At 75.1% G+C, this 26,079-nt stretch carries 25 protein-coding genes and 1 pseudogene; 10 read left to right on the forward strand and 16 right to left on the reverse strand.

Annotation, left to right across the window (positions count from 1 at the left end; genetic code table 11):
- The 11 genes and pseudogenes from AB0K80_RS32385 to AB0K80_RS32435 all read right to left on the reverse strand — a co-directional run.
- A pseudogene (locus AB0K80_RS32385) lies at positions 1 to 699 on the reverse strand (D-beta-D-heptose 1-phosphate adenosyltransferase); the annotation flags it as partial.
- On the reverse strand, positions 696 to 1,331 hold the full coding sequence (locus AB0K80_RS32390; protein ID WP_365675865.1) for an SIS domain-containing protein: 636 nt from the start codon (positions 1,329 to 1,331) through the stop codon (positions 696 to 698). The pseudogene AB0K80_RS32385 and the gene AB0K80_RS32390, both read right to left, overlap by 4 nt.
- Before the next feature lie 239 nt (positions 1,332 to 1,570).
- Positions 1,571 to 2,851, reverse strand: a complete 1,281-nt coding sequence (locus AB0K80_RS32395) for a glycosyltransferase (protein ID WP_365675867.1) — start codon at positions 2,849 to 2,851, stop codon at positions 1,571 to 1,573.
- Positions 2,848 to 3,813: a glycosyltransferase gene (locus AB0K80_RS32400; RefSeq protein ID WP_365675869.1), complete on the reverse strand. Its 966-nt coding sequence runs from the start codon at positions 3,811 to 3,813 to the stop codon at positions 2,848 to 2,850. The genes AB0K80_RS32395 and AB0K80_RS32400 overlap by 4 nt, the downstream gene beginning before the upstream one ends.
- Entirely contained in the window at positions 3,810 to 4,868 is a 1,059-nt protein-coding gene (locus AB0K80_RS32405; protein ID WP_365675871.1) for a glycosyltransferase family 9 protein, read from the reverse strand. Before AB0K80_RS32405 ends, AB0K80_RS32400 begins: the two co-directional genes overlap by 4 nt.
- Entirely contained in the window at positions 4,865 to 5,515 is a 651-nt protein-coding gene (locus AB0K80_RS32410) for an HAD-IIIA family hydrolase (RefSeq protein ID WP_365675872.1), read from the reverse strand. The genes AB0K80_RS32405 and AB0K80_RS32410 overlap by 4 nt, the downstream gene beginning before the upstream one ends.
- On the reverse strand, positions 5,512 to 6,555 hold the full coding sequence (locus AB0K80_RS32415) for a glycosyltransferase (protein WP_365675958.1): 1,044 nt from the start codon (positions 6,553 to 6,555) through the stop codon (positions 5,512 to 5,514). The genes AB0K80_RS32410 and AB0K80_RS32415 overlap by 4 nt, the downstream gene beginning before the upstream one ends.
- Positions 6,556 to 6,641: 86 nt before the next feature.
- Positions 6,642 to 8,306: a carbamoyltransferase C-terminal domain-containing protein gene (locus AB0K80_RS32420; protein ID WP_365675874.1), complete on the reverse strand. Its 1,665-nt coding sequence runs from the start codon at positions 8,304 to 8,306 to the stop codon at positions 6,642 to 6,644.
- A 65-nt stretch (positions 8,307 to 8,371) separates the two neighbouring features.
- Positions 8,372 to 9,343 carry an NAD-dependent epimerase/dehydratase family protein gene (locus AB0K80_RS32425; RefSeq protein ID WP_365675876.1) on the reverse strand — a complete coding sequence of 324 codons (972 nt, stop codon included), beginning with the start codon at positions 9,341 to 9,343 and terminating at the stop codon, positions 8,372 to 8,374.
- 301 nt (positions 9,344 to 9,644) lie between these two features.
- Positions 9,645 to 10,172, reverse strand: a complete 528-nt coding sequence (locus AB0K80_RS32430) for a hypothetical protein (protein ID WP_365675878.1) — start codon at positions 10,170 to 10,172, stop codon at positions 9,645 to 9,647.
- A gap of 158 nt (positions 10,173 to 10,330) precedes the next feature.
- Positions 10,331 to 10,654 (reverse strand): hypothetical protein, encoded by a 324-nt coding sequence (locus AB0K80_RS32435; RefSeq protein WP_365675880.1) that lies wholly within the window; start codon positions 10,652 to 10,654, stop codon positions 10,331 to 10,333.
- 168 nt (positions 10,655 to 10,822) lie between these two features.
- Between AB0K80_RS32435 and AB0K80_RS32440 the strand changes: the two genes are divergently transcribed.
- Complete coding sequence (locus AB0K80_RS32440) at positions 10,823 to 11,701, forward strand: fructosamine kinase family protein (protein ID WP_365675881.1); 879 nt, start codon at positions 10,823 to 10,825, stop codon at positions 11,699 to 11,701.
- A 4-nt stretch (positions 11,702 to 11,705) separates the two neighbouring features.
- On the opposite strand, the gene AB0K80_RS32445 is transcribed toward AB0K80_RS32440, so the two are convergent.
- From AB0K80_RS32445 to AB0K80_RS32460, 4 genes are all read right to left on the reverse strand, one after another.
- Positions 11,706 to 13,364, reverse strand: a complete 1,659-nt coding sequence (locus AB0K80_RS32445) for a catalase (protein ID WP_365675883.1) — start codon at positions 13,362 to 13,364, stop codon at positions 11,706 to 11,708.
- Between the two features lie 130 nt (positions 13,365 to 13,494).
- Positions 13,495 to 14,031 carry a hypothetical protein gene (locus AB0K80_RS32450; protein ID WP_365675885.1) on the reverse strand — a complete coding sequence of 179 codons (537 nt, stop codon included), beginning with the start codon at positions 14,029 to 14,031 and terminating at the stop codon, positions 13,495 to 13,497.
- Between the two features lie 111 nt (positions 14,032 to 14,142).
- Positions 14,143 to 14,916 carry an alpha/beta fold hydrolase gene (locus AB0K80_RS32455; RefSeq protein WP_365675887.1) on the reverse strand — a complete coding sequence of 258 codons (774 nt, stop codon included), beginning with the start codon at positions 14,914 to 14,916 and terminating at the stop codon, positions 14,143 to 14,145.
- 156 nt (positions 14,917 to 15,072) lie between these two features.
- Entirely contained in the window at positions 15,073 to 15,309 is a 237-nt protein-coding gene (locus AB0K80_RS32460; protein WP_365675889.1) for a hypothetical protein, read from the reverse strand.
- 401 nt (positions 15,310 to 15,710) lie between these two features.
- Here AB0K80_RS32460 and AB0K80_RS32465 point away from each other — a divergent pair, with 401 nt between their 5' ends.
- From AB0K80_RS32465 to AB0K80_RS32490, 6 genes are read left to right on the forward strand one after another with little or no spacing between them, the layout of a single operon-like run.
- Positions 15,711 to 17,246: an ATP-binding protein gene (locus tag AB0K80_RS32465; protein WP_365675891.1), complete on the forward strand. Its 1,536-nt coding sequence runs from the start codon at positions 15,711 to 15,713 to the stop codon at positions 17,244 to 17,246.
- A complete protein-coding gene (locus AB0K80_RS32470; RefSeq protein ID WP_365675892.1) occupies positions 17,243 to 17,665 on the forward strand; it encodes a roadblock/LC7 domain-containing protein in 423 nt (140 codons plus the stop codon). Before AB0K80_RS32465 ends, AB0K80_RS32470 begins: the two co-directional genes overlap by 4 nt.
- Positions 17,662 to 18,063 (forward strand): DUF742 domain-containing protein, encoded by a 402-nt coding sequence (locus AB0K80_RS32475; protein WP_365675894.1) that lies wholly within the window; start codon positions 17,662 to 17,664, stop codon positions 18,061 to 18,063. Before AB0K80_RS32470 ends, AB0K80_RS32475 begins: the two co-directional genes overlap by 4 nt.
- Complete coding sequence (locus AB0K80_RS32480) at positions 17,996 to 18,613, forward strand: ATP/GTP-binding protein (protein WP_365675896.1); 618 nt, start codon at positions 17,996 to 17,998, stop codon at positions 18,611 to 18,613. The genes AB0K80_RS32475 and AB0K80_RS32480 overlap by 68 nt, the downstream gene beginning before the upstream one ends.
- On the forward strand, positions 18,610 to 19,848 hold the full coding sequence (locus AB0K80_RS32485) for a cytochrome P450 (protein ID WP_365675898.1): 1,239 nt from the start codon (positions 18,610 to 18,612) through the stop codon (positions 19,846 to 19,848). Before AB0K80_RS32480 ends, AB0K80_RS32485 begins: the two co-directional genes overlap by 4 nt.
- Positions 19,845 to 21,071 carry a cytochrome P450 gene (locus AB0K80_RS32490; RefSeq protein WP_365675900.1) on the forward strand — a complete coding sequence of 409 codons (1,227 nt, stop codon included), beginning with the start codon at positions 19,845 to 19,847 and terminating at the stop codon, positions 21,069 to 21,071. Before AB0K80_RS32485 ends, AB0K80_RS32490 begins: the two co-directional genes overlap by 4 nt.
- A gap of 172 nt (positions 21,072 to 21,243) precedes the next feature.
- Here the strand turns inward: AB0K80_RS32490 and AB0K80_RS32495 are convergent, their stop codons facing one another.
- On the reverse strand, positions 21,244 to 22,779 hold the full coding sequence (locus AB0K80_RS32495) for a helix-turn-helix domain-containing protein (protein WP_365675901.1): 1,536 nt from the start codon (positions 22,777 to 22,779) through the stop codon (positions 21,244 to 21,246).
- A gap of 154 nt (positions 22,780 to 22,933) precedes the next feature.
- Between AB0K80_RS32495 and AB0K80_RS32500 the strand changes: the two genes are divergently transcribed.
- The 3 genes from AB0K80_RS32500 to AB0K80_RS32510 all read left to right on the forward strand — a co-directional run bounded on the left by AB0K80_RS32500 (position 22,934) and on the right by AB0K80_RS32510 (position 26,056).
- The gene (locus AB0K80_RS32500) at positions 22,934 to 23,554 is read left to right on the forward strand and encodes an L-threonylcarbamoyladenylate synthase (protein ID WP_365675903.1); all 621 of its coding nucleotides are present in this window, start codon (positions 22,934 to 22,936) and stop codon (positions 23,552 to 23,554) included.
- 134 nt (positions 23,555 to 23,688) lie between these two features.
- On the forward strand, positions 23,689 to 24,444 hold the full coding sequence (locus AB0K80_RS32505) for a dienelactone hydrolase family protein (protein ID WP_365675905.1): 756 nt from the start codon (positions 23,689 to 23,691) through the stop codon (positions 24,442 to 24,444).
- A 106-nt stretch (positions 24,445 to 24,550) separates the two neighbouring features.
- Positions 24,551 to 26,056, forward strand: coding sequence for a metallophosphoesterase (locus tag AB0K80_RS32510; protein ID WP_365675907.1), 1,506 nt, complete (start codon positions 24,551 to 24,553; stop codon positions 26,054 to 26,056).
- Positions 26,057 to 26,079 lie beyond the last annotated feature (23 nt).

Here is a 26,079-nt window from a genome sequence, read left to right on the forward strand (position 1 = left end):
GGCGCCAGGGCTGGTCTGGTGCACGGGGCGCTGGGGGAGCGTGACGGCGACGCCCGCCGCCCGCCACCGCTCCGCCAGTGCCGCCCCGCGCTCGGCGTACGCGCCGAGGGAGGTTCCGCCGTCGCCGGGGCACAGGGCGAGCGCCTCGGCCGCGTTGGGGGTGACGAGCCGGGCGCCGGGCACGGGCGCGTCGCCCTTGGGATGGGGGTCCCACACCAGCGGGGTCCGGTGGGCCACCGCTTCCAGGTGCGGGCGCAGCGCGTTCGCCGTGTGGCGGCCGTAGTCGGCGACCAGGACGGCGTGCGCGCCGGACAGCGCCTCGCGCACCGCGTCGTCGGGTTCGCCGGGCTCGCCGCCGCCCCGGTCGATGCGCACCACGGGCCGGCCGCCCGCCAGGATGCGGGTCTTGACCGGCAGGGTGCCCCTGAGGGGGATCTCCAGGAGCCGGACCCGGCCGTACAGGTCGTGGCGTACGGCCTCGCTGGCGTCGTCGTCGCCGAGCGCGGTCACCAGGACGACCTCCCGGCCGCCCCGGGCCGCGAGGGCGGCGGCCAGGCCGGCGCCGCCGGGGTGGCAGCGGTCGGCGGTGACGTCGACGACGGGGGCGGGCGCGTCGGGGGCGAGGCGGGTGGCGACGCCCTCGATGTCCTCGTCGAGCAGGACGTCCCCGACGACGGCGAGCGGCTTGGGTGCGGTCATGACGCCCTCCCGTGGGTGGTGACGGTGCGCCGGGCCACCGGTGTGGAGACGACCGCGTCGAACGCCTCGCACAGCAGGTGCACGGCGACAAGGTGGGTCTCCTGGACGGTCGCGGTGCTCCCGGCGTCGACGCACAGCGCCTCGTGGGCGGCCTCGGCCAGGGGATTCGGGCCGCGCCCGGTCAGGGCCCACACGCGCAGACCCGTCTGCCGGGCCGTGACGGCCGCCGCGATGAGGTTGGCGCTGCGGCCCGAGGTGGACAGCAGCACCAGGACGTCCCCGGGGCGGCCGTGGGCGGTGACCTGACGGGCGTAGACGTGGTCGAAGCCGTAGTCGTTGCCGATGGCGGTCACGCTGGAGGTCTCGGCGTGCAGGGAGATCGCCGAGTAGGCGCGCCGCTCCTGGCGGTAGCGGCCGACCAGTTCGGCGGTCAGGTGCTGGGCCTGGGCGGCGCTGCCGCCGTTGCCCGCGGCGAGCAGCCGGCCGCCGTCGGTGAGGACGGCGGCGAGCCGGACGCCCCAGTCCGCGAGCTGTTCCAGGCCCTGGTCGCGGAGCCGGCCGAGGGCCTCTTCCAGCGACCGGCAGTGCAGGCGCGCGGCATCGAGCGCGAGGTGAGCGGGGTGTTCGGTCATGCTGATCGGGTGGACCGCCTCGGCAGGACGGCGGCGGGACCCGCACCTCCCTTCGGACTTCGGCGGATCCTTCGTGTGTGGATGTCGGCGGATCCTTCGTGTGCCGGCTGTCGCGGAGCGTCGGCGAACCCATCGGACTTCCGGTACCGGCGAACCCATCGGACTTCCGGTACCGGCGGGCTCTTCGTGCTGCGGGCGCCGGCGACATCCGCGGCTCACGGAACCGGGGCCTTGGCCGGTCAGCCGGACCCCGTCGCCGCGGTTTCGGCGTCGAGGACCGCGCAGTACGCCGTCTCGGTGGCCGCCGCGACCTGGGTCCAGCCGTAGCGGCTGAGGACCCGGCGGCGGCCGGCCACGCCGCAGGCCTCGCGGGCGGCCGGGTCGGCGAGCAGTCCGGCGACGGCCCGGGCGAGGGCCTCGGGGTTGCCGGGCGGCACGAGCCGTCCGGTGCCCGGGTCGGCGACCGTGTCGAGCTGCCCGCCGACCGCGCTGGCCACCACGGGCACTCCGCAGGCCATGGCCTCCAGCGGCACGATGCCGAACGGCTCGTAGTCGGCGGGGCACACCACCACGTCGGCGGAGCGCAGCAGCGGCGGCACCTGGTCGCTGGGCACACCGCCGGTGAACCGCACCCGGTCGGCGACGCCCGCGTCCCGGGCGATGCCGCGCAGTCGCCGCACCTCCGGGTCGTCGTCGAGCCGCTCCCTCGGGGGGCCGCCGACCACGAGGAGCTCGGTGTCGGGCAGCCGGGCGAGCGCGGCCACGGCCACCGCTGCGCCCTTGCGGGGCACGAGCCGGCCGAGCTGGAGGATCCGGTGGCGGTACGGCCCCCGCGGCGCTGCCTGTCCCTTCGGGGTGAACAGGCCGGTGTCCACCCCGCACGGCACGATGAGGGCCTTGTGGGCGGGAATGCCCATCCGGGCCAGCTCCATGACCTCGTCCCGGCAGGTGGCGATGATGCGGTCGCAGCCGAGGCCGACCTCGATCTCGCACGGGATGCGCTCGGGCGGGCTGGTGTCGGCGAGCCGCTGGTGGCGCCGCTTGACCGTGCCGAGCGCGTGGTACGTGTGCAGCAGCGGCAGGCCGCGTTCCCGGGCGGCGCGCAGCGAGGCCAGGCCCGACATCCAGAAGTGCGAGTGCACCAGGTCCGGTGCGCGCCTGCGCCAGATACCCGCGAGGTAGTGCCCGAACTCGTCCATGTAGGGCAGCAGTTCGTCCTTGGGCAGCGGTTCGGGCGGCCCGGCGGGCACCAGGTGCACCTCGACGCCGTCGCGCAGCGGCACCCGGCCGGGCGGGTCGGGCGAGTCGCGCCGGGTGTAGACGGTGACGCGGTGGCCCCGGTCGGCGAGGGCGCCCGCGAGACAGGCGACGTGCACGTTCTGCCCGCCGGCGTCCACCCCGCCGAGTACGGCGAGGGGGCTGGCGTGCTCCGAGACCAGTGCGATGGACAGCACGCCCGGGTCGAGAGGGTCGCCGCCGCCGAGCGGGCCGGTGGGGAGGGGGCTGAGGGTGGGGGTCATGAGCACACCTCCGTGAACAGGCGCTCCCAGTCGGTCAGGAAGCGCTTGAGCCCGTACCGTTCGAGGGCCGCCTGCCGGGCGCGCCTGCCGGCCTCGGCCGCGGCCTCGGGTTCGTGCAGGTAGCGGCGGGCGGCGCGGGCCAGGACGTCGGGGCGGGTGGAGAGCACACCGGCGCCGGGCGGCACCGCCTCGACCGCCTCGGTGGTGGCGAGGGCCAGCACGGGCAGGCCCAGGTGCATCGCCTCCAGCAGGGACAGGCCGAGGGAGGTCCAGCGCACCGGGTGGAGGTACATGCGGCGCTCGGCCAGGGCCGTGTGCAGCTCCCGCTGCGGCAGGTCGGCGGTGCGGCACCGGTCCTCGGGAAGCCCGAGGTGCCCGGCCAGGCCCTCGGTGCCCATGCCGAACACGTCCAGCGGCACCGCCTCGGCCAGCCCGGGCAGCAGGTCCGTACCGGTGTACCGGCCGCGCCGGACCGGCTCGTTGACGACGACGGCGGCCCGGGCGAGGCGGCCGGTGTAGCGGTGCCCGGGGTCGACGACGCCGTGCTCGATCACCTCGGTGCGGGTGGTGCCGCAGTCCCAGAACAGCCGGTTGAAGTGGGTGACGTGCACGATCGTCACATCGTCGCGGTCGGCCAGCGGGTGGCGGGTGCCGGGGACGTCGCCGTCCGGGGCGTTGTGCTCCAGGTAGACGGCCGGGAGGTCCCTGCCGGGCCGCCGTCCGCCGAGCCATCGCCCGGCCAGCTCCAGCTCGTGCGGGCGCTGCAGCAGGACCAGGTCGAACGGCGTGTCGCGCAGTTCCTCCGGGGTGGCCTCGCGGACGGAGGCGGGCCAGGAGAACGTGCGGGCCCGCCCGAGGCCGTCGGGGTCGCGGCCCGGGGTGACGGGGACGACGTAGGTGTGCGGGCCCTGGACGAACGCCGTCGTCCATGAGCCGTGCACATGCCACAGCAGGATGTTCATACGGCAGCTCCTCGCTCCGTCTGCTCCCCCTGGTCCGCCCGGCTGTCCTCCAGCGCCGCGACGGCGGCGAGCACCTCGGCGTCGCCGATGCCGTCGAGGCAGGGGTGGCCCGGCAGCGGGCAGTGCCGGGCCCGGGTGTCCGCGCAGGCCGCGCGCTGGTCGCCGAGCAGGATGTGCGGCACGCCGTACGGCGCCCACCGCTCGGCGGGGACGACCGGCGCGAACAGGCTGACGACGGGTGTGCCGACCGCGGCGGCCAGGTGGGCGGGGCCGGTGTTGCCGGCCACGACCACGCTCGCCCGGGCCAGGACGCCCGCGAGCTGCGGCAGGTCGGTGGCGCCGCCCAGGTCCAGCGCGTGCCGGCCGGCGACGTCGGCGGTCCGCCGCTCCGCCCGGCCTCCGGTGACCACGACCCGGTAGCCCTCGGCGGACAGCGCGGCCACGGCGCGTGCCGCCCGCCCGGGGCTCCAGGCCCGGGCGGGCACGGCGGCGCCGGGGTGGACGACGACGTACGGTTCCGGTCCGGTCAGGTGGGTGGTGTCCGGCGGGGGCGTGACGCGCAGCCGGCCGTCGTCCCCGGGCGGCAGTGGAAAGCCCGAGGCCGCCGCCAGGTCCAGGGCGGCCTGGACCTCGTGGCGGTGGGGCAGGCGGCGGTGCCGCAGGTCCAGCAGCGCACCCGGGTAGTCCTCGCTGTCGGCGGCGATCCAGCCGACCCCGGCGAGCCTGAGCAGCAGGGCGACGGGCAGCGGGCTCTGGTGGTACGACACCAGCACCAGGGCCCGGTCGAAGCGCCCGGCCGTCAGGGTGTCCATCAGCTGCCGGGTCGCGGCCCGGGTGACCGGCGGGGGCTCGAGACCCACCCAGGGCGCGTCGTAGGTGAGGACCTCGTCCACGCCGGGCAGCAGCCGCCCCGCCGCCGCGCCCTGCGGTCCGCACAGCAGCGCGGTGTACGCCGAACCGGCCGCGACGGCCCGTACGGCGGGCCCGGCCAGCAGCACGTCGCCCGCGCTGTCCAGGCGGACCACGAGGGTGCGGGGCGGGCGGCGGCGGTTCATCGTGCCTCTTCCCGTACCGGGGCGAGGGAGTGCCTGAGGGCCGGGGGCAGCAGGAGGCGGACGGCGCCGAGCAGGTCGTAGGCGGTGGCGTCGGCCGCCGCGATCTCCTCCGGGCTGGTGAGCGAGGTGGGCACCAGGACGCCGCGGGCTCCGGCGGCGCGGGCGGCGTCCATGTCGGCGCCGATGTCGCCGACGACGACGGTGCGTTCGGGCGGCACCCCGAGCCGCCGGCAGGCGGCCAGGACGAGGCCGGGGGCGGGTTTGCGGCAGGCGCAGCCGTCCGCCGGCCCGTGCGGGCACACCGCCCAGACGGCGAACCGCCCGAGCAGGTCCTCGATGCGCCGTCGTACGGCCTCCACCTGACGGGATGTCAGCAGGCCGCGGGCGACGCCGGACTGGTTGGTCACGACCCCGGCGGGGATGCCCGCCGCCCGGACGGCGGCCACGGCCTCCCGGGCCGTCGGCATGAGAGCGACTTTCTCCGGGTCGCCGTTGTAGGGGACGTCGGTGACCAGGGTGCCGTCGCGGTCGAACAGCACGGCGGCCGGGAGCGTGCCCTCCGGGCCGCCGGGCGGCGAGGCGGGGGCGGGTTCGCCGAGCAGCCAGGGGCCGCTCAGCGGGGGTCTCGGGGTGGCGGGCCGGGTCATGACCGCAGCCGTTCCCTGACCACCGGGCGTGGCTCCGGCGGCCACTGCCCCGCCGCGGACGGGCGGTGCGGCGGCGTCGCCCGGTACCGCAGCCGCCCTCGCAGCCAGTGCCAGGTCGCCGCGGGCGGGATGAGGAGGCTGGTGAGGAGCATGGTGGCGATCTCGTCGCGGGTGCGCGGCCCGGGCACGATCCGCGCCAGGGCGAACTCGCTGGTGCCCGCCAGCCAGAGGGCGGCGCAGGCACCCGCCGCGCGGTGCCGGCCGGACAGGGCGCCGCCCAGGGCCGCCACCGCGGCCGCCGTCACCGCCAGGTGCCCGGGCAGGCGTCCTCGGGGGGCGCCCGCCCGCCGCCACCAGGCGCGGCCGTGCAGGCGGGTCATGAGCACGTCGTCGGCGTTGCCCGCCTGGAGCCGGAGGGAGATCCAGCGGTCGGCGGGCCGTACCGGATGCCGGGTGGTGCGGCGGCCCTCGGCCAGACTCCAGCCGGCGTCGAGCAGCCGCAGGGCGAGGTCGGCGTCCTCGCGGAAGGCCCGCCGGAAGCGTTCGTCGAAGCCGCCGACGGCTTCCAGCGCCGTGCGCCGCAAGGCCATGTCGGCGGTGATCCAGCGAGCCGTGGCGAGCCCGGCCGTGGTGCGTTCCCAGTCGGTGGGGCGGCGGTCGGCGGGCAGCGGCACCTCGATACGGGCGCCGACGGCGGCGGTCCAGCCGGTCGCCGCGGCGATGTCCAGGGCGAGGTCGTCGCCCCAGGTGGGGCCGGGGACGACGTCGTCGTCGAGGAAGACGATCCACGGCGCGTCCCCGGCCGCCCGCCATCCGGCGTTCCGCGCGGCCGCGGGCCCGCGTCCCCCGCCGGGGACGACCATGGTGCGGGTGCGCAGGGCGGGCGGGACGTCCGCCGCGAGCGTGCCGGCCGGGTCCGGCCGGTCGTCGACGAGGACGACGCGCTCCGGGCCCGGCCCGCTGGTCTCGGCCAGCGCGCGCAGGCAGGCGCCCAGACTGGGGCGGCCGAGCGTGGGGATCACCACCGCGTAGGTGCTCATACCGTCGCCCGCGCCCATCGCGCCGTGCCCGGTGATCCTGCGGTTCCCGCGGCCTGCGCCGTCGCCGTTCATCGCGTCGTCCTCCCTCATCGCGGGCCCCCCGCGTCGCCGGAGCGGAACAGGTCGCCGCGGCGGATCGCGTACGGGCCGATGGCCAGCAGGTCCACGGGCGAGGAGCCGAAGCACTCCAGGGCGTCGCGCGGGTCGTCCACCATGGGCCGGCCGGCCGTGTTGAGACTGGTGTTGACGACCACGGGCAGTCCGGTGAGCTTCTCGAACTCGCCCAGCATCCGGGCCACCAACGGCTCCTGCGCCGGGTCGACGGTCTGGATGCGGGCGGTGCCGTCCACGTGGACGACGGCGGGGATGCGGTCCTTCCACGCCTCGGCCACGTCGTGCACGAAGAGCATGTACGGACTGGGCAGCGGCCCGTCGAAGATCCCGGCGGCCCGGTCGGCGAGCACCATCGGCGCGACGGGCCGGAACTGTTCGCGGCCCTTGACGTCGTTGAGCCGCTCCAGGTTGCCCGCGTGCCCGGGGTGGGCGAGCAGCGAGCGGTGGCCGAGGGCACGGGGGCCGTACTCGGAGCGGCCCTGGAACCAGGCCACGATCGCGTTGTCCGCCAGGGCGCGGGCCACGGTCGCGGCGATGTCCGGGGGCCGCTCGAAGGGGACGGCGGCCGTCTTCAGCCAGGCGCCCAGCTCCGCGTCGGACCAGTCCCGGCCGAGGTCGGCCCCGGTCATGGGCTCGACCTGGTCGCCGCCGGTCGCGGACAGCAGCAGGGCGCCGCCCAGGGCCGTACCGGCGTCACCTGCCGCGGGCTGCACCCACACCCGTGCGAAGGGCCCCTCGCGGGCTATGCGCGTGTTGGCGACGCAGTTGAGGGCGACGCCTCCGGCCAGGGTGAGCACGCTGTCGTGGGTGCGGCCGTGCAGCCAGCGCGCCAGGTCCAGCAGTGTCTCCTCCAGCACGGCCTGCGCGCTCGCCGCCAGGTCGGCGTGGTCCTGGGTCCACGGCTCGTCCGGGCGGCGCGGCGGGCAGAACTCCCGCCAGGGCACGCCGGTGGCGTGGAAGCCGCCGTCGCCGGTCGGGTACACGTGGCGGCTCAGCCCGGCGCGCATGCGGGGCCGGCCGTGGGAGGCGAGCGCCATCACCTTGAACTCGTCACTGGAGCGCAGGAATCCGAGGTGCTCGGTGAGTTCCTCGTAGACCAGGCCGAGGGAGTGCGGCAGTTCCTGGGCGTGCAGCGCCTCCAGCCGGTCGCCGACGCGGCGGGCGGCCAGGTGGGAGGCGCTCTCGCCCCGGCCGTCCAGGACGAGGACCGAGGAGTTCCCCGCGTCCGGCGCGGCGAAGGCGCCGGAGGCGGCGTGGGCCATGTGGTGCGGCACGAACCGGACGATGCCGGGGTCCAGGCCGGGCAGCGCGGTCTTCAGGAACCCGGGTGCCTCGCGGGCGTAGGTCAGCCGCAGGTGGTCCCAGGGGTCGTCCAGGCCCAGGGCGTCGGCGGGCCGGGCGAGGGCCGGGTCGAAGGAGTAGGTGACCGCGTCGAGGTCCTGCGGGCGCAGTCCGGCCCGCCTCAGGCACCAGGCGGCGGCCTGCTCGGGCAGCTCCCAGGCGGAGAACGGCACGGGCCGCTTGCCGTGCTTGCGCCGGGAGAACCTCTCCTCCTCCGCGGCGGCGACGGTCCGCCCGTCGATCACCAGGGCGGCAGCGGGATCGTGGAAGAGGGCGTTGATTCCGAGGATGCGCATGGGGTGGCGGGCCTTTCGGGAATCGGGGCGCAGGCGCCCGGGCACGGCCGGCGACGCTCCGGCGGTCAGCGGTCGGTTTCCTCGCGGAACTCGCGGAACCAGGCGATCGTGCGGCGCAGGCCCTCCTCGGCGCCCACGCGCGGCTCCCAGCCGAGCTTGTCGCGGGCCAGCGTGATGTCCGGGCAGCGCACGGCCGGATCGTCCACCGGACGGTCGATGAACCGGATCTCCGAGTCGGAGCCGGCCAGGTCGATGACGAGGCGGGCCAGCTCCAGCATGGTGATCTCGGACGGGTTGCCGATGTTCACCGGGCCGCGCATGCCGTGCGCGGCCGCCGCGAGGATGCCGTGCACGGTGTCGTCGACGTAGCACAGGGACCGGGTCTGGTGTCCGTCGCCGGTGACGGTGAGGGGTTCGCCGTCCAGGGCCTGGCGGACGAAGGTGGGTACGGCCCGCCCGTCGTGGCCCCGCATGCGGGGGCCGTAGGTGTTGAACAGCCGCACGATGCAGGTGTCGGTGCCGTGGGTCTCGGCGTAGGCCGTGGTCAGCGCCTCGCCGAACCGCTTGGCCTCGTCGTAGACGCTGCGCGGGCCGACCGGGTTGACGTTGCCCCAGTAGCGCTCGTTCTGCGGGTTCTGCTGGGGGTCGCCGTACACCTCGGAGGTGGAGGCCAGGACGAAACGGGCGCCGCTGGTGCGGGCCAGCTCCAGGGCGTGGCCGGTGCCGACGCTGCCGGTCTGCAGGGTGTGCAGCGGCAGCCGCAGGTAGTCGGCGGGGGACGCCGGGGAGGCGAAGTGCAGGACCAGGTCGGGGGGCCGCTTGACGGATATCCCCTCGGTGACGTCGGCCTGCACCAGGGTGAAGCCGGGCCGGTCGAGCAGGGGCGTGATGTTCTCGGGCCGGCCGGAACTGAAGTCGTCCACGCAGGTGACGGCCGCGCCCGCGTCCAGCAGGGCGGCGCACAGATGGGAGCCGACGAAGCCCGCGCCGCCGGTGACGACGGCGTGTTCCCAGCTCCGGGTGAGGGCGGTGGTCATCTCGGTCTCTCCTCCGTCAGCGGCATGGGTGCCCGGCACGACGGTCGCGCCTCGGGCCGCCGAGGGTGGCCGGAGGCCGTCGAGCCCACGCTCAGCCTCCGCCTCCTGCGCGGCCGGGGCACGGTCGCGTACGGCAAACCGGTGAAACACGCAGCGTGACCGGACGGTTGCGCGGGACTGCCGCGCAGGTCACGGCACGATCGGCCTCCGCCGCGCTGTCCACCTCGAAGGGGCGCGGAGACCTGAGCGGCCGGCCGCGCACGGCCCTCGGCCGCCGGGCAGCCCCGGGTGGCGCCGTGTGTCAGGCGATGAGCGCGCGCCCCGGCTTGAGCAGCTCGACGAGCTGGGTCTGGTGCAGCTCGGCGACGGGCGCGAGCAGGTCGGGATGGCGCAGCAGCGCCGCCGCCCGCCGGTCGCTGTCGTCGGGCGCGAGCAGCCGCCGGAACCCGGCGGACGTGCCGGTGGCGTGACCGCCCTCGGCGACCGCGGCGACCGCGAGCGCGGCCAGGTCCGGGTCGGCGAGCAGGCAGGCCGCCCAGCTCGCGAGGACCTCGTCGACCCAGGTGCGCCAGGCGTGCGCGTCGGCGTCCGCGGTCACGGCCGGGTCGGCGCCGGTCACCCAGTCGAGCCGGGCGGAGCCGCCGGGGCCCGCCATGCCGAGCAGGGCGGCGTCCATCGCCGTCGGGTACCTGAGCCGGGCCGCGACCGTCACGGCCTGCCGCGCCTGCACCTCGCACAGGGCGCAGGCCAGCGCCCCGCCGGAGGCGGGGAAGGCGCGCGTTAGCCACTGGGCGGTCGCCGCGATGACCGGGGAGAGATCTGCTTGCACTGCCGGGCCGTCCGAGCTGCTGGGGAGGAGGTCTGCCCGAAAAAGGTAGCTGCCGCCTCCTGCCCGTAACCATGTGCCGGACCTCCTCGGGGACGTGGCTTCGGCCACACCTCGCGCCCGCCCGGCGGCTCACCGTGGCTTCAGCCCGCCCCGGCGGATCACCAGAAGCGGTGCGTGAGGGCGGGCTGGTGGAGGGCCTCCACGGCGTCGCGCAGCCGCAGGGCGACGCTGATGGTGGCGCGCAGGGCCGAGGGGCGGACGGACTGGGCGGTCTCGGTGGCCAGGACCAGCAGGCAGGCCGCGGCCTGTTCGACGACGGACACGGGCAGGGCGTAGTCGTGGTCGGCGGCCGTGCGGAACGCCTTCAGGGGGATCCCCGCTCCGTCGATGGTCCGCTGGGCGGCCCGTTCGAGGTGCTCCACGGCCTCCTCGCAGAGGGGCGCGGGCAGGGTGATGGTGCGCGGGAACGATGAACTGGTCATGCCCCGACTGGTCCCCCGCGTCCTGCGCGTTCGATCGGCGCGGGGCGGGTTTTCACCCGTACCGCGTTGCCTGCCGCCGGGGCCTGGCCGTGCGGTCCGCGGTCGTAGTGTGGTGGCCGTGCGTTCGATCACCAGACTGGACAGGACCGACACGACCGGAGCGGCCGCATGCGGGCAGGCCCGCCGATGACCGCCGAGCGGCCGGGGGCCGCCGCGGCCCGGCTCACCGGACTTGCCGTCACCGGTGAGCGGCCGCTGTCCGGATCGCTCGCCGAGGTGAGCGTCGACGGCGGCCGGGTGGTGATGGTCAAGCGGGGTGACGCTGCGGGGGCGGTCAGGGCCGAGGCGGCCGGACTGCGCTGGCTCGCCGAGGCGGGTGCCGTCCGCGTCCCGGCCGTGCGCGGCGAGGACGAGACCTGGCTGGTCACCGACCGGGTCGCGCAGGGGCGGGCGAGCCGTGGGGCCGCGCTCCGCTTCGGGCGGGACCTGGCCGCGCTGCACGCGTGCGGCGCGCCCGCGTTCGGGGCTCCGCCGCCGGGCGGCCCGGCCGACGCGTACATCGGGCTCGCGCCGATGCGCAACGTGCCGGGCGACGACTGGCCGCGCTGGTACGCCGAGCACCGCGTCCTGCCGTATCTGCGGCGCGCGGTCGACCAGGGCACCGTGCGGCCCGGCGAGGCGCCCGTCGTCGAGCGGCTGTGCGCGCGGCTGCCGGAGCTGGCGGGTCCCCCGGAACCGCCCGCCCGGCTGCACGGCGACCTGTGGAACGGCAATGTGCTGTGGGGCGCCGACGGGCGGGTGTGGCTGATCGACCCGGCCGCGCACGGCGGGCACCGGGAGACCGACCTGGCGATGCTCCGCCTGTTCGGCTGCCCCCACCTGGAGCAGATGCTGGAGGGCTACCAGGAGGCGGCCCCGCTCGCCCACGGCTGGGAGCGACGCGTCGGCGTGCACCAGCTGTTCCCGCTGCTGGTGCACGCCGTGCTGTTCGGCCGCGGCTACGCCGAACAGGCCCTGACGGTGGCCCGTGAGGCGCTCGGCCGCTGAGGTCTCACCGCGTGACGACGTGGTGCGCGTCGGGGACGCAGTGGGTCATGGTGAGTCCCTCGACGTCCCGGGGCGGGTTCTTGCCGAGGTTGGCCAGGCGCTCGCGGTCCTCGTCGGTGAGGTCCTGGTTCGCCAGCGGCTCGAGGTGGGCGACGTCCTGCGGGCCGATGCCGAGGCCGTCGCCGACGCGCAGCCCGAGGTCGTTCTCGACCAGCAGGAAATGCCACACCATGCGTTCCTGCACGGGCCGGTCGCACTGGGAGAGCTGGTCGACGAGGTTCTTCACCAGGTCGTCGCGCTCCCACTCCTCCATCAGCAGGTAGCGCTGGCCGGCCTGGACGTAGTCGTTGGTGCGGGGGATGCGCTTGCGGGTGAGCCGGCCGCGGATCTCCGGGCCCTGCTCGTCGTGCGCGGGGTGCTCGGCCTCGCGCAGCCCGCCCCGCAGGGACGGCTCGTAGGTGACGTCCGGGTTCTCGCCCCCGCCGTCCACGTGGTAGGCCATGGCGCCGTCGCGCTGGTTGGTGCGCACGTCGGCGTTCTTCGGCTGGTTGACGGGCAGCTGGAGGTAGTTGGGGCCGACCCGGTAGCGCTGGGTGTCGCTGTAGGAGAAGGTGCGGCCGACCAGCATCTTGTCGTCGGAGAAGTCCAGGCCGTCGACGAGGACGCCGGTGCCGAAGGAGATCTGCTCGTTCTCGGCGAAGAAGTTCTCCGGCATCCGGTTCAGTACCATCCGCCCGACCGGTTTCGGCGGGAACTCCTGCTCGGGCCAGGTCTTGGTGTCGTCCAGCGGGTCGAAGTCCAGCTCCGGGTGGTCGTGGTCGTCCATCAGCTGGACGAGCAGTTCCCACTCCGGGTGGTCGCCGCGCTCCACCGCCTCGTACAGGTCCTTGGTGGCGTGCCCGAGGGTGCGCGCCTGGACGTTGGCCGCGTCCTCGGCGGTCATGCTGCGCACGCCCTGCCGGGGCATCCAGTGGTACTTGACGAGTTTGGTGTCTCCGTCGGCGTTGACCCACTTGTAGGTGTTGACGCCGAAGCCCTGCATGTGGCGGTAGTCGGCGGGGATGCCGCGCGGGCTGAACAGGTTGACCAGCATGTGCATCGCCTCGGGCGTCTGCGACATGAAGTCGAAGATGCGCCTGGGCTGCTGCTCGAAGGTGACCGGGTCGGGCTTGAGGGCGTGGATGACGTCGGGGAACTTGATGGCGTCCCGGATGAAGAAGACACCCAGGTTGTTGCCGACGAGGTCCCAGTTTCCGTCCTCGGTGTAGAACTTCACCGCAAAGCCGCGCGGGTCGCGGGCGGCCTCGGAGGAGTCGCGTCCGCCGATGACGGTGGAGAACCGGACGGCCACGTCGGTGCGCTTGCCGGGTTCCTGGAACAGCTTGGCCCGGGTGTAGCGGCTGATCGGCTCCTCGCCCCAGGTGCCGTACGCCTCGAAGAAGCCGTACGCGGTGACGCCGCGGGCGTGCACGACCCGCTCGGGGATGCGTTCGCGGTCGAAGTGGCTGATCTTCTCGAGGAACTGGTAGTTCTCCAGCGTGGCGGGCCCGCGGGCGCCGATGGTGCGCTGGTTCTGGTTGTCGTGGACGGGGTGGCCCTGGCGGTCGGTGAGCACCTTTCGGCCGTCGTCCCGCTCGGGGCCGGTACCGGATACGTCCGTCATAGAGTGGCTTCCTTCGGCTCGTGGCCGGTGGCGCCCGGACACAGCGGCGGGCGGCCCCGGCCGGTGACGGCGGACGGCCCGGGTACCCGGGCGTGCGCCGGCCCTCACCCGCCTTCACGCCGATGTCCGGTCACAGCCGCCGGTCACGGCGCACGATCCAGAGCATGACGAGCACCAGCACGATCCACACCGCCGTGACGGCGGCCGGCCCCGCGAGGAGATGGCCGTAGGCGTAGGCGGGCAGGGCGGCGACGACGGCGAACCAGGCCAGCAGGCCGTACCGGCCCAGCGCATTGCGCCGGTCCCGGCGTGGGCGGCGCAGCAGGACCGCTCCGGCCCCCACGCCGTAGCACCCGGCCGTCAGCAGGGCGAGGGCCGCCGCCATGGACGACTGAGCACCGTCCCGACCCGCGGCCGGCTCTCCCGCCTCGGCGAGCTCCAGGGCGCCCAGCGCCACGAGGACGGCCCCGAGGAGGACGGCGGCCACGGCCCAGCCCCGCAGCCGGCGGGCCCGTGCGTGCCGCTGGGCCTCGGCCGGCGTCACCCCCGTCAGCCGCCTGCGCTCGGCCCGCTCCCGGGCACGCCGGGCGGCCCGCAGCCGCTCCCGGCGCAGCCGCACAGCGCGCTCGCGGTCCCGCTCCCTGGGCCCCCGCCGCGCTGCCGCCATCGCCCCGCTCCCCCCGTGCCGGTGCGGGAAGTCTCGCAGCGGGGCAGGGGCCGGTCGAGAGGTACGGCCGCTTCCGCACGGCCGCCCCCCGGTACCGGCGAGGCCGGGCCCTCAGCGGGCCAGGAACCAGTCGATGGCCTTGGTCAGTTCCGCGGGCTTCTCCACCGGCAGTTCGTGGCCGGCGTCCAGGATGCGGATCACCGCGTCCGGGTAGGCCTTGGCCATCCGCAGCATCTGGCGCACCGGGAGCTGGACGTCGTAGTAGCCGTGCACCATCAGCGTCGGCACGCGGATCTCGGCGACCCGGTCGAGGACGTCGAAGGCCCGCATGGCGGAGTACAGCGTCATGACCACCTCGCGGGGCGTGTTCGCCGAGGCGCGGATGTACGCGCGGACCTCCTCGCGCGGGAAGCCCGGGGCGAAGGCCCGCTGGATGTTGGCGGCGACGAACAGCTTGAACGGGACGAGGGTGGAGGCCGCCATGAGCAGGCCGCGGCCGCGGCTGTAGGTCATGCGGCCGATGGAGTTCACCAGCACCATGCGCTCGACCCGGCCGGGATGGGTGAGGGCGATGGTCTGGCAGATCATGCCGCCCATCGAGTGGCCGACGAGCACGCACCGGTCGACGCGGAGGTGGTCCAGGAGGGCGACGACGTCCTGCGCCAGCTCCTCGATGGTGCGGGCCCCCGCACCGGTGCTCTCCCCGTGCCCGCGCAGGTCGAGCCGGATCACCCGCCGCCGCGGACGGAAGTGCTCCATCTGGTGGTCCCAGCGGTGCCGGTCGGCCGTCCAGCCGTGCACGAGGACCAGGGGCACCTCTTCAGTGTCGCGGGGGCCCTCGTCGTCGTAGGTGAGTCTGGCTCCGTCGACATCGAGCTGCGGCATGGGGGCCTCCTGCGGGCGCGGTCCGGTTACTGACGCGTACGGTAACCGGCGGCCGGGGCGGTCGTCACCGCTGCTCGCCGCGAGAGGGGGTACCGGCACGGCGAAGGCCCGGGCACCGTGCTCGCACGGTGCCCGGGCCCGGAGGGCCGGCGCGTGTCAGCCGCCGTTCAGCCGCGAGCGCAGGAGTGCCTTGCCCAGCTCGGCGCCCTTGCGGCTGTCCGCCTGTGCCTTGCGGAACAGTTCCGCGACCTCGCTGTCCTTCTCACGCTCCGCGTCCTGGATGTACTGCTCCAGACGCAGCGCGTTGCTCAGGCACGACTCGACGTACCAGATGAGGTTGTAGTCCTTGTCCTTGGTACCGGTCACGCCGCCGGTCTCGGTCTCACTGGTCATGCGGGCCTCCTTTTCGCGGTACTCGCCGCGGGTGCCGGGGCCCGGGCCCGCGGCACCCGGGATGGGACCTCTTCAGCGCGGGCCGGGTACCCGCCCTGGCGCGGCACACACACGGCCGTCTCCCGGCCCGCGCCGTCCGGCGACGGACCGGCCCAGACAGGGCAACTCGCCCGCCGCGTGCGGAAATTCACCTGAGCGGGACAGAACCGGAGATCCGCTGCACGGAACCGGAGAGACGCCGGTCACTTTCCATAACGAAGTGCCGTAACACCGTGCGAGAGCGATCGATGACGGTGTGTACTGTGCTCCGAGCGCCTCGCCGAAGAGCCCTCGGACCGACCGCGCCCTGCCCGACCACGCCTGGACCGCCCCCAGGACCGACCACCCCTGGAACCGACTCGATGATCGAACTGCCGGACCTGGCCGTCGGCGGCCTCGCCGCCGGCACCCTGTCCGCGCTCGCCCTCGGCGGCGGGCTGCTGCGGTCCCGGCGCCAACTGGCCGCGCAGCGCAGGAAGACGGCCGCGCTGCGCGCCCGGCTGGACGGCACCTCACGGACGTTCGCGGCCGAGGTGGAGCATCTGGCGGAGCAGCGCCTGCCCGCCGCCGCCCGGCAGCTCACCCATCCGCACGTCCCGGTGCCCGGACCGCTGCACTCGCAGACCGCCGGCTCGCCGCTGGGTGCCGCGCTGGACCGGGTGCTGGACGGACTGCGCGCCGAACTGGCCGCGCAGCGCACCCGGATCGACGCCGCCGCGCAGGCCGGGATGCGCGGGGCCACCCGCGAGATCCAGGCCGCCCTGTACCGCCTGCAGGACGCGCTGCGCACCCTGCAGCAGCGCTACGACGACCCGGAACTGGCCCAGACCCTGTTCGAACTCGACCACGAGAACGAGCAGTCGCTGCGCCGGGCGCAGGTCGCCGCGGTGGTGTGCGGGGCGTGGGTGGGGCTGGCCCGCGAGGAGTCCCACGTGGTGGACGCGGTGACGGGGGGTCAGGCCCGGCTCGCGGGCTACGAGCGGGTGAAGGTCCACAACCATCTGGAGCCGGGCACGGCACTGGTGTCGCACGCCGTGGAACCGGTCGCGATCATCGTCGCCGAGCTGCTCGACAACGCGCTGCGGCACTCCCCGCCCGACACCGACGTCGTCGTCCACCTGGAGCAGGTCCACCACGGTGTCTGCGTCACCGTCGACGACGCGGGCCTCGGCATGACGCCGGACGAGCGGGCCCGCGCCCAGCGGATGGTGGCCGGGGACGAGCCGGTCCTGCTCACCGACCTCGGTGATCCGCCCCGGATGGGGCTGGCCGCGGTCGGCCAGCTGACCCGGCAGTTCGACCTGGCGGTGGACCTGTCCTCGCCGTCGCCGTACGGCGGTGTCCGGGCGGTGCTGCGGGTCGGCAGCCACCTGCTGACCCGGATCGACCCCGAGGAGCGGCCGCCCGCCGCAAGCGCCCCGCGCCCGGCCCCCAAGGCAGTCCCCGAGGAGCCGGCCCCCGCGGCCGGGCCCGCCGTGTCCCACGGCTACGGGACCGAACAGGACACCGCCCTCTCCCCGGCCTCCGGACACGACGGCGCCTCCTCCCCCGCCTCCGGGCACGACGCTCCCTCCCCCGCCTCCGGGCGCCCGGGCCCGCGCGACACCGGCGGTCTGCCGCAGCGCCGGCGCCGCGGCCGGGGCAGGGCCGGCGCGCCCGAGGGGGCCGCGCCCGTGCCTGCGGCGCGCAGCCCGGAGCAGGCCGCCGCCGCCCTCGGCGCCCTGCAGTCCGGTACCGCCGCCGCGCGGGCCGCGGCCGAGCCGAACGCCGGCGGCGTTCCGGCCGTACTGAAGGGCACCGGGCTCACCACGGGCGGGGCAGCCGCGCACGACGAGACCGGCCAGGACGACACCGACACGGGCCCGAGCGGCCACGAGGAAGGGGGAGCGGCCCGATGACCAGCCGCGATGGGGGCGACACGGCCTGGGTGCTGGAGCCGATTCTCCAGGTGCCGCACGTGGTGGCCGCCGTGCTGCTCACCCGGGACGGGCTCGTGAAGGGGTACACCGACGCGCTCGACCAGCCCTCGGCCGAGCGGGTGGCCGCCATCATCAGCACCGTGCAGGGCGCGTGCCGGACCGCCGCGGCGGCGTTCGCCGACCGGGGCCGGGCCGAGGTGCGGCAGGTCGTCATCGAGTCCGACCACGGGTACGTCCTGATCGTGCCGACGGACCACGGCACCTGCGTGGCCGCCCACGGAGACCCCCAGGTACGGCTGGACCTGCTGGCGCACCGGGTCCACTCGCAGGTCGCCCGGCTGGGCGAGAAGGCGATGGCCGCCGCGCCCCGGGGAGCCGACGGCGCCCCGGCCGTATGACCGGCCGCCCCGGTGGCCGTCCCCTGGTGCCCGCGTACCTGGCCACCGGCGGTGTGGCCCGCCCCGGCCGGCACCGCCTGGACCGGCTCTCGGTGCTCACCCGCGGCGGTGAGCCGCCGCCCGCCGAGCTGCCCGCCGCGCAGCTGGCCCTGCTGGACGCCCTGGACGGCGGGCCGCTGACGGTCGTGGAGGCGGCGGCGCTGCTGCGCCTGCCGGTCTCCGCGGTGCGGGTGCTGGCCGCCGGTCTCCTCGACCGGGACCTGGTGCTGGCCCGCCCGCCCATCCCGCCCGCCGAACGGTCCGACCCCGACCTGCTGAAGAGAGTCGCCGATGGCCTCCGCTCCCTCAAGCACCCTGAGCACCACACACGGCGTCCACCTGCCCGAGGCGGCCCGTGACCTGGTGAAGATCCTGGTGACCGGCCCGTTCGGGGTGGGCAAGACCACCCTGATCGGCTCCGTCTCCGAGATCCGGCCGCTGCACACCGAGGAACAGCTCACCGAGGCGTCCGCGCCGGTGGACGACCTGGCCGGGGTGCGGGAGAAGACCACCACGACCGTCGCCATCGACTTCGGGCGGATCAGCCTGCCGGGCGGGATCGTGCTGTACCTGTTCGGCACGCCCGGGCAGGAGCGGTTCCGGGCGCTGTGGGACGACGTCGCCTACGGGGCGCTCGGCGCGCTCGTGCTGGTCGACGCCCGCCGCATCGACGCCTCGTTCGACGTGCTGGGGATGGTGGAGGAGTCGGGGCTGCCGTACGCGGTCGCCTTCAACACCTTCCCGGACGCGCCCCGCCACCACACCGAGGAGCAGCTGCGTACCGCCCTGGACCTGGAGCCGGACACGCCGATGGTGACCTGCGACGCGCGGGAACACGGCTCCTGCGTGGACGCGCTGCTCGCGCTGGTCCAGCACCTGGCCGACCGTCCCGCCCGGGAGCGCCGGTGACCACCCACTCCCCCGCCGAGCAGGCCTTCTCCCTCACCACACCCGTCCGGCTGTGGGAGGACGGCTTCGCCGAGGACCCCTACCGCTACTACGCCGCGCTGCGCGCCCAGGGCCCGATCGGCTGGGCGGAGCTGGCGCCCGGGGTGCCGGCGTACGTCGTCACCGACCGGCGGGCCGCGCTGGACCTGCTGCACGACACCGAGACGTTCTCCCACGACCCCCGGCCGTGGCAGGCCACGGTCCCGGACGACTCGCCGGTGCTCGGCATGATGCGCTGGCGGCCCAACACGCTGTTCGCGGACGGCGCCGCCCACGTCCGCTACCGCACCAGTCTCCTCGACGCCTTCGACCTGGTCGAACCGCACGACCTGCGGGCGCGGGTGCAGCGGGCGGTGCGCCTGCTGGTGCGCCGGATCGGGCCGCGCGGCGAGGCCGACCTGGTGGGCGAGTTCGCCCGGCCGCTGATGGCGCTGGTGTTCAACAGCCTGTTCGGGCTGCCCGACGAGCAGAGCGACCGGCTGAACGCGGCCCTCGGCAAGCTGATCGAGAGCGGCCCGGAGGCCGCCGAGGGCGAGGCCGAGTTCGCCGGGTACGTGCTGGAGCTGATCGCGGCCAAGATCCGGCGGCGCGGCGACGACCTGCCCAGCTGGCTGCTGGACCACCCGGCCGGGCTGACCCCGGAGGAGGTCACCTGGCAGGTCTTCCTCACCCTCGGCGCGGGCCACGAGCCGACCGCGAACCTGGTGTCGAACGCGCTGTCCAGGATCCTCGGCAACCCGGTGTACTCCTCGACGCTGACCAGCGGCGCCCGCCCCGTGATGGACGCGGTGCTGGACGTGCTGCACCACGAGACACCGCTGGCCAACTACGGCATCCACTACGCCCGCCGGCCGGTCGCCTTCCACGGCGTGTGGATCCGGGCCGCGGTGCCGGTGGTCATCTCCTACGGGGCGCTGGCCCACACCGCCGAGCAGCGGTACGGCGCGTCCCGCCGCCCGGGGGACGCCTCGCACCTGTCCTGGTCGGCCGGGCCGCACGCCTGCCCGGTCAAGCAGCACACGCTGCTCATCGCCACCGAGGCGATCGAACAGCTCATCCAGTGGCTGCCCGACCTCGAACCCGTTGCGCGCCGTGAACGTCTCACCTGGCGACCCGGCCCGTTCCACCGCTCGCTCACGGCGCTGCCCGTGCGTTTCAGCCCTCGTACTCCCGACCAGCCAGGAGGCCCCTCGTGACCGCCACCGACCGCATAGCCCTCGACCCGCTGGGCGCCGACATCCCCGCGGAGACCGCCCGGCTGCGCGCCCTCGGCCCGATCGTGCCGGTGGAGTTACCCGGCGGCATCCCCGCCTGGGCGCCCACCCGGTACGACGTACTGAAGGAGCTCATCCTCGATCCCCGGGTCAGCAAGGATCCCCGTCAGCACTGGCGGCTGTGGCCCGAGATCGGCGAACACCCCTCCTGGACCTGGATCCTGGGCTGGGTGGGCGTCGTCAACATGCTCTCCAGCTACGGCCCCGACCACGCCCGGCTGCGCAAGCTGGTCGCGCCGAGCTTCACGCACCGGCGCACCGAGGCGATGCGGCCCCGTGTGCAGGCGCTCACCGCGGAGCTGCTCGACGCCCTGGAGGCGGCCGGTGACGAGGTGGCCGACCTGCGGGAGCGGTTCGCCCATCCGCTGCCGATGCGGATGATCTGCGAACTGTTCGGCGTGCCCGAGCAGTTGCGCCAGGACACCGGCCGGCTGATCGCGGCCATCATGGACACCTCCGACCCGGGCCCCGAGCACGCGGCGTCCGTGCAGCGGCAGATCGGCACGGTGCTGGGCGCGCTGATCGCGTACAAGCGGGAGCACCCCGGCGACGACATGACGACGGAGCTGATCCGGGTCCGGGACGAGGACGGCGACAAGCTCAGCGACGAGGAGCTGCTGTACACGCTGCTGCTGGTCATAGGGGCCGGTTTCGAGACCACCGTCAACCTGATCGGCAACGCGGTGGTCGCCCTGCTCCGGCACCCGGAGCAGCTGGCGCGGGTGCGGTCCGGGGAGATCTCCTGGGACGCCGTCGTCGACGAGACCCTGCGCGTGCACCCGTCGATCGCCTCGCTGCCGCTGCGGTTCGCGGTCACCGACCTGACCGTGGGCGAGGTGACCCTTTCCGCGGGCGACGCCATCCTCACGACGTTCGCCGCCGCGGGGCTCGACCCGGCGCACTACGGGCCGGACGCGGACGCCTTCGACGCGACCCGGTCCGCCGACGACCATCTGGCCTTCGGCATCGGGGTGCACCGCTGCGTCGGCGCGCCGCTGGCCCGCGTGGAGGCACTGACGGCACTGCCCGCGCTGTTCGACCGGTTCCCCGCACTGCGCCTGGCCACCGCCGCGGAGGAACTGCGGCAGGTGCCGTCGTTCATCGCCTTCGGCTGGCAGGAGATCCCGGTCCGGCTGCGCGGCTGAGCGGGAGAATCCGGTACGGGTCCTGGAAGAGACGGGGTCCTGGCGTGCTGCTGAGCGGCCGCCCGGGCCGACCGGTCCCCCGTTCCGGTCGCGCCCTGGCGGCAGGTCGAACCTAGGGGCACGCGGCAGGCTTTGTGAATCGTGTCGGTGCCCGCTGCCCGGGCCGCAGCACTCAACCGTGCACAGGTGCGTCCGAAGAGTTCGCTTTCGCCCCGCGCACGGGAGCCCCGGGGATGGCCGGCAGATCGAGGTCACCCACCGCCAGGTGGGCGAGCACCACCTCGTACAGGTCGGTGCCGGCGGCGAGCAGCCGGCGTTCGAGGACGGGTTCGGCGCTGCGGACGTGTTCGCGCACGGTCTGGGCGTGCACGCCCAGGGCCTGTGCGGCGCGCTCGGCGTTGCCGCCGGCGGCGATCCAGGTGCGCAGCGTGCGGCGCAGGTTGCGGGCGTCGGTGTCGAGCCGGCCCAGCAGGTCCCGCGCCCAGATGCGCAGGCCGGTGCCGGCCAGCAGGTCGCCGAGCCGGGGTTCCGGGGACGCGGCGTCCGCGCCGGGGGGCCCGTCGGGCAGGGCGACCTGGGTGTTGAGCGCCAGGTGGACGAGCGCGCGGACGGTGAGGTCGGTGAAGTCCGTGCCGAGCAGGGCCTCGACGCGTTCCATGCGGGCCCGGACGGTGTTGCGGCTGACGCCGAGCACCTTGGCCGTGCTGACGGCGGTGAACTCCAGGCCGAGCCGGGTGGTGGCGAGCAGCTCGGCTCGGGTGTGGTGCGGCAGCGGGTCGAGCGGGCTGAGCGTGCGGGCCGTCCAGCGGCGCAGCGCCCGCGGGTCCATCAGCCGCTCGGGGTGGGTGCGTTCGGCGTACACCGCCGTCTTGTCCGGCCGGAAGTGGGCGACGGCGAGGGCGCTGACGGCCTGTCCGTAGGCGGTGGCGGTGTGGGCCAGGCTCTGCCGGGTGCTGCCGCCGAGGAAGACGCCGGGGTGCCGGCCGACCAGCTCGCGCAGCGCGGTACCCGTGGTGGAGCGGAGCCCGACGACGATCACGTGCCCGGCCATCGCGGGGCAGCGCACCACCAGGGCGTTCTCGCCCATGACGGCCAGGCACTCCTCGGCGAGCCGGTCCCGCTCCTCGGGGCTGCTGTCGACGACGTAGACGCACGCCGTGTCGGTGTCGAGCAGGCCCGGCCACAGCCCGGCGGCGACGCGCCGGGCGGCGATGGTGTCCTCGACCATCAGCAGTTGCAGGATCGCCAGGCGCAGATCGGCGGTGGCGCGCCGCAGCCGCTGTTCCGCCTCGGCCGACTCGTGGGCCGCAAGGAGCAGTTCGAGCACCTGGGCGGTGTGCGTGACGATGTCGGAGCTGCGCCGGTCGAAGGGGGCGGCACGGGAGACGGCCAGCACGCAGGGTCCCGCCGGGTGCCCGACCCGGACCAGGCGCAGGTGGCGGCCCTGGTCCTGCCAGGCGGCGGAGGCGATCCGGCGCCGGGCGAGGTCCGCCAGGAGGCCCTCCTCCAGCGGCAGCCGGGTGCCGGCGAGGAGGGAGCCGCGGGCGTCCAGCAGGGCCGCGGCCGCGTGCAGGGTGCCGGCGAGCCAGGAGACGACCCTGCCGATGTCCCGCCCGGCCGGGCGCAGATGGTCCAGCAGCTCCTCGGCCCAGGCCGGGTGTGTCCCGCCGGGCCCCGTCCCGTCCTTCCCGCCCTCTCCTGCGGCCACCTGGGTGCTCTCCTCGTGCTCGCTCGTGCCTCCCCCGGTTCGTCGGTCGGGGACGTTACCTCACCGCCGCAGCGGATCGTCCGGGGTGGTGTCCCGCCCGGGGCCGGGCCGGGCCTGTGCGCCCGGCGGGCGGGTGCGGGCTTAAGCTCGGCGGATGGCGAAGTACTTCGACGTGCACCCCGACAACCCCCAGCCCCGCACCATCTCCCAGGTCGCCGACAGCATCCGCTCGGGCGCGCTGGTCGCGTACCCCACGGACTCCTGCTACGCACTGGGCTGCCGGATCGGCAACCGGGACGGCATCGACCGGATCCGCACGATCCGCAAGCTGGACGACCGGCACCACTTCACGCTGGTGTGCCAGGACTTCGCGCAGCTGGGCCAGTTCGTCCGCATCGACAACGACGTGTTCCGCGTCATCAAGGCGTCGACCCCGGGCAGCTACACGTTCATCCTGCCCGCGACGAAGGAGGTGCCGCGGGTCCTGCAGCACCCGAAGAAGAAGACCGTCGGCGTGCGCATCCCCGACCACGTCGTCACCCAGGCCCTGCTCGCCGAGCTCGGCGAGCCCCTGCTGTCCAGCACGCTGCTGCTGCCCGGCGAGGACGAGCCGATGACGCAGGGCTGGGAGATCAAGGACCGGCTCGACCACGTCGTGGACGCGGTGGTCGACTCCGGGGAGTGCGGCACCGAACCGACGACCGTCATCGACTTCTCGGGCGGGGAGGCGGAGGTCGTACGCCGGGGAGCGGGGGACGTCTCGCGGTTCGAGTAGCGGCCGCACGGCCGACGGTTCGCGCGCCGGGGGCGCCCGGAGCGCCTCCGGCCGGGCGTGTCAGGATGACCATGATCCAGCCCGGCCGGGGTGCGGACCCCGGCCGACGCCCGCGCGAGGGAGGCAGCCCAGCCATGACCGCCGTACAGGGAACCGCTGTCGAGATCCCCACCGAGGACGGCACCGCCGACGCGTATCTGGCGCACCCCGCCGACGGGACGCCCCGGCCCGCGGTGCTGTTCTACATGGACGCCTTCGGTCTGCGCCCGCGGCTGCGCGCGATGGCCGACCGGCTGGCCGGGGAGGGCTACACGGTGCTGGTGCCCAACGTGTTCTACCGGCACGGGCGTGCCCCGGTGGTCGAACTGCCCGAGTTCATCGATCCGCAGGCGCGTCCGGAGATCTTCGAGCGGCTCGGTCCGGTCCTGCGGTCGCTGACGCCCGAGTCGGCGATGCGGGACGCCGGCGCGTACCTGCGGTGGCTGGCGCAGTCCCCGGTGGCGGCGGACGGGCCGGTCGCGCTGACCGGCTACTGCATGGGCGCCGGCCTGGCCCTGCGGACCGCCGGCACCTATCCGGACCGGGTGGCCGCGATCGCCGGCTTCCACGGCGGCCGGCTGGCGACCGATGCGCCGGACAGCCCGCACCTGGTGGCCGGCCGGGTCACCGCAGAGGTGTACTTCGGCCACGCCGACCAGGACCACGCGCTGCCCCCGGAGCAGATCGAGCGCCTGGAGCAGGCCCTGACGGCGGCCGGCGTCCGCCACCGCTGCGAGGTGTACACCGGGGCGCACCACGGTTTCACGCAGGCCGACACGGCCGCGTACGACAAGGACGCCGAGGAGCGGCACTGGGCGGCGCTGCTCGACCTGCTGCACCGCGTCTTCTGACCCCTGCCGCGTACGGCGTCCGGCCGGTGAAGCGGTCTGCCGGCCGGACCGCACGCCGTACCGGCCCGGCTCCGGCCCGGCAGTGGATCATTGCTACGGTGCACCGGTGTCCGACTCCTCACGCGATACCGCCGAAGGCGCCGGCTGGGGCACCGCGGAACCCGGCACGTACCGGCAGTCGATGCCGTCCCGGGCCGAGAAGATCTCCTGGCTGAACCCCCGGATCCTGTGGGCCGCCCGCAACGGCGTCCTGGCCTGCTGGTTCGGCGATCCCACCGGCCGCACCCGCGCCCGCTGGGTGGCCCGGCAGGAGGCCGCCGGCGCCCCCGCCGACAAGGTGATCCGGCGCGCCGACCCGGACCGGTTCTCCTTCCTGGTCATCGGCGACACCGGCGAGGGCGACGACCCCCAGTACGCCGTCGTGCCGGGCCTGCTGACGGTGGGCCAGGACACCGCCTTCGCCGTGCTGGCCAGCGACGTGATCTACCCGGTGGGCAGCGCCGACGACTACGGCCCCAAGTTCTTCCGCCCGTACCGGGACTACCGGGCGCCCATCTACGCGATACCCGGCAACCACGACTGGTACGAGGACCTCGGCGGTTTCATGCGGGTCTTCTGCGACGACGCCCCGCCCCTGCCGCCCGAGCCGAGACCGCGCCCGCTGACCCGGGCCTGGCTGCGGTCCCGGCTGTGGCACCGGCCACGCCCGGACGACGGCGCGCACCTGGCCGAGGCCCGCAAGCTGCGCTCGGCGCCCGGCCAGCAGGCCGTCCAGCCCGGCCCGTACTGGGCGATCGACGCCGGGCCGGTGCGGATCGTCGGCATCGACACGGGTCTGCTGGGCACGGTCGACGCCGAGCAGGGCGCCTGGCTGCGCGAGGTCTCCCAGGGGCCCCGCCCCAAAATCCTCGTCACGGGCTCACCGCTGTACGTGGACGGCCGGCACGAGCCCTGCGCGATCGAAGGGGGCGGCACCGTCGACGACATCGTCCGCGACCCCGCCCACCACTACGTGGCGGCGATCGGCGGCGACATCCACAACTACCAGCGCTACCCGGTGCGGCTGGACGACGGCCGGATGCTGCAGTACGTGGTGGCGGGCGGCGGCGGGGCGTTCATGCACGCCACCCACACCATCCCCCGGGTGTCGGTCGCGGGTGTCACCGAAGCGGACTTCCGCTGCTATCCGCTGCGCGGCGACTCCCTGGCCTTCTACAGCGGGCTCTACGGCCGCCGGCTGCGGCTGCGCCGCTTCTTCACGCTCACCGAGGCCGAGGCCACGGCCGTGATCGCCGAACGGCTCGGCATCCCGCCCACCCGCGCCCCGGGCGCACCGGTCCGCGTCACCCGGCGCGTCCGCCTGGTCGCCGGACTGCTCGGCACCGCGCGCCGCCCCGACCGGGCCAGGCGCTTCCGGCTGCCCGTCCGCAAGATCTACACCCAGCTGTTCTCCCCGGGGTCGGCGACGTACAGCCCACCGTTCTTCAAGTGCTTCCTGCGCCTGGACGTCTCCCCGGACGCCGTCCGGCTGCGCTGCTTCGCGGCCACCGGCAACCGCGCTCAGGAGATCGACCCGCCGGTCGAGGACGAGGTGATCATTCCCCTGCGCTGACCGACGGCCGACGGCGGGAACAG

The organism is Streptomyces sp. NPDC052682 (assembly GCF_040678435.1).
In the GTDB taxonomy this organism is placed as follows: domain Bacteria; phylum Actinomycetota; class Actinomycetes; order Streptomycetales; family Streptomycetaceae; genus Streptomyces.